This window comes from Streptomyces sp. NPDC002130 (genome assembly GCF_040296465.1).
Classification (GTDB): Bacteria; Actinomycetota; Actinomycetes; order Streptomycetales; family Streptomycetaceae; genus Streptomyces.
The window spans coordinates 1-2,606 of sequence record NZ_JBEOXI010000531.1 but is presented as its reverse complement, the minus strand read 5'-3'; the positions used below and the strand labels follow the sequence as shown (position 1 = coordinate 2,606).

At 59.5% G+C, this 2,606-nt stretch carries 1 protein-coding gene; it reads left to right on the top strand.

Annotated elements, in window-relative coordinates; genetic code table 11:
* Positions 1-77 precede the first annotated feature (77 nt).
* Positions 78-2,105, top strand: a complete 2,028-nt coding sequence (locus ABT116_RS42305; RefSeq protein WP_351645809.1) for a DUF4365 domain-containing protein — start codon at positions 78-80, stop codon at positions 2,103-2,105.
* Positions 2,106-2,606: the final 501 nt, after the last annotated feature.

Below are 2,606 nucleotides of genomic sequence, written 5' to 3'. Positions count from 1 at the left end.
GTGCCGGGGACATACACGCAGGTTGTGATTGTCTATAGACAGGAACCATCAGGGAACGCGGCAGATGAGGCGAAACAATGATAAAAGCCAGTAGTACCGTCCAAACCGGAAACATTGGGGAATTAGCCATCGGCTACCAGTTCACGAAATTGAATTGGCACGTAGCCCCCAACCCTGCCGGCGAAGTCGGTACAGATGTCTTTCTGCAGCCGCGGACGGCAACAGGCATTGATTCTGGTGCACTCATCGCTGGTCAGGTGAAGAACGGGGACACGTGGTTCGATTATCCGGAATTCGATGCGGACGGAAAACTTGTTGGATGGTGGTTCCGTGATACCAACAGTGAGCATTTGAAGTATTGGCTCGAATACTCTGTGCCGTTCATCCTGTTCCTGCATGAGGAGTCCACCGAAAAATCGTATTGGGTTCATGTGACACAGGATTCAGTTAAAAGTACCGGCAAAGGTGCCAAGATTCTGGTCCGCGTTGATTCAACTGTCGACAAACACCACATAGGAGACCTCCTGGAAATCGCGACCAAAGGCCGAATCCACTCACAATGGGAAGGGACTGCGTGGGGTAGTGCAGATGTGTTGTCGACTGATCGTTACCGCTATGCGATGTTGACGCCGCGCCTGGTGGCCCCCCACCCGAACTCGCCAGTGACGAAACTGGAACCCCACGAAGCCATCGCATTGTTGATCAAAATGCGGCTGAGGCACCTGACACCGCGCACGGCGGTTGACGCGCTGGCCAAAAGTACTAAGGATCCGGCACCGGACCTCGCGGAATGCCGAAGCTCGACCACGTGGGGGTGGCGATTTTATGCTGCAGCGCACGACATTCTGGGCGGTGACGCCAACATTGACGCGCTCGAAAAACTGGTCAAGGACGCCAAGGCGCCATCGGAACGGGCTGCAGCCGCAGTGTTCGCCTGTGCTCTTTCCGTCGAAGACGGAAACCCACAAGGCGGATTGGACGTCGTAGACGGCGCTCTGACCCATAGCGATTACAGCGACGTCGATCGGGCGTGGCTCCTCCTGCACAGAGGCCGTTGTCTAGCCGAGCTCGGCGATCTCGCAAATGCACGTCTCTGTGCCGTCGACGTCCAAAAAATTCGAAATGTAGCGGTAGATGACCCAACCGCTATGGCAATCACAGGATCGGGCACTGATCTCATCTTCAGACTCAACCCATGGTCGACGGACAGCAAGGAAGTTATCGGTGTTGAGGAAGTGATCAAGGGCCGTGACACCCTCGCGTCGTGGTGGAGTCGGCAGGAGGTAGCGGACGGCCTGGAGATTCAGTTCACCGACCAGTTCCAAGTATGGGTGGGTAATTCCGAGGGCCCAGAACTGGATCCGACCAGCTTGAGGCTCCGGTCGGCGACGCTGCTTGCCGGGATCGCTGCGGATCATTCATCCTGGCGAAGATCGCACACACTCTTGGCCCAGTACACGCTCATGAACGACAGCTCAGCTGAGGAGATCGCTAAATCGCTGGCTGCGCTGAGGCACGCAGGTGAACACAAGCTGATCGAGGACACTGTGCGGCATTTACTAAGGGTGGGGCCCGCAACCGCGGTCCGCGCTGCAGCGGGCGTAGTGCGACTTGAACTCGGGACTCGAACTTCGCTACACGCTGACCTGCAAACGATTTCGTCTGCCTCCGATGTCCTTGAAACAGACTGGGCAGACACGCATGCACGCTGGATACTGGCGAGGTTGAATGATACTGGCGACTTGGCAACTCGGCTGCAGCCGACCTTCTCACTGGAGCATGCACTGCTGAAGGTTTTGTCGAATCTTGTTTCCGTGATTTCAGCGCCGGTCCTGCGTGAGGGTTTCGGCGCGGTCGACGCCATCGCTGTGATCGCGGCGGAGACTGGAAGCCCCGCTCGCAGGCAGGCCCCGAGTAGGTCGAGACTTGCGGCAACTGCGAGTGGATCCGGCTTGCCAGGCACCGAACCCGAAACTTCTGTTGTTGTGTCTGCGACCAGAATCCCCGCTGCTCTGGTCGAAGCGCCGCGCCGAGTGGGAATGATCGCGAGCGACAACGCCATCACCGCCACCGACATCCAGGTCACGACGCCACCTTCGCGGTGATCCGATCGGTCCAGAGCAGACCAGCTGAGACACAGGCCGCACAGTGGTCCTCATCGACGATGACTACGAGCATGCCGTGCAGCTCGGCCTCCACACATCGCCCGCCTGACGAATGCGCCGCCGCTGCGCAAGCCGCACGATGCGAGTGGTTCACGGGGCTGATCTCCCCGATTTCAGCAAACGGCCATCGGATAATTCCGACAGAGGGCAGGAAGCCCAACCCCTGCCCGTGCCGACGTCCGAGAAGGCGGCCACCGCTGGTCCAACGATCATTCGGGCGCCGTCCGAGTTTGTCGTTCTGCCAATTCGCACTGGATCTTCCGCTCGCCTTTGCTTCGGTGGCCGGACCGTTGTGACGCGCCACCGGATGGAGGATCGACTACCACGTGGCCACCACGGGGCTGGCCGCCCTCGCGGGCACCCTGGTCGACGAGGACGGCCGCCTGCTGGCCTTCGCGTTCATGGCCTCCGGCACTGACCCCGGCAGGCCGACGGCGACCC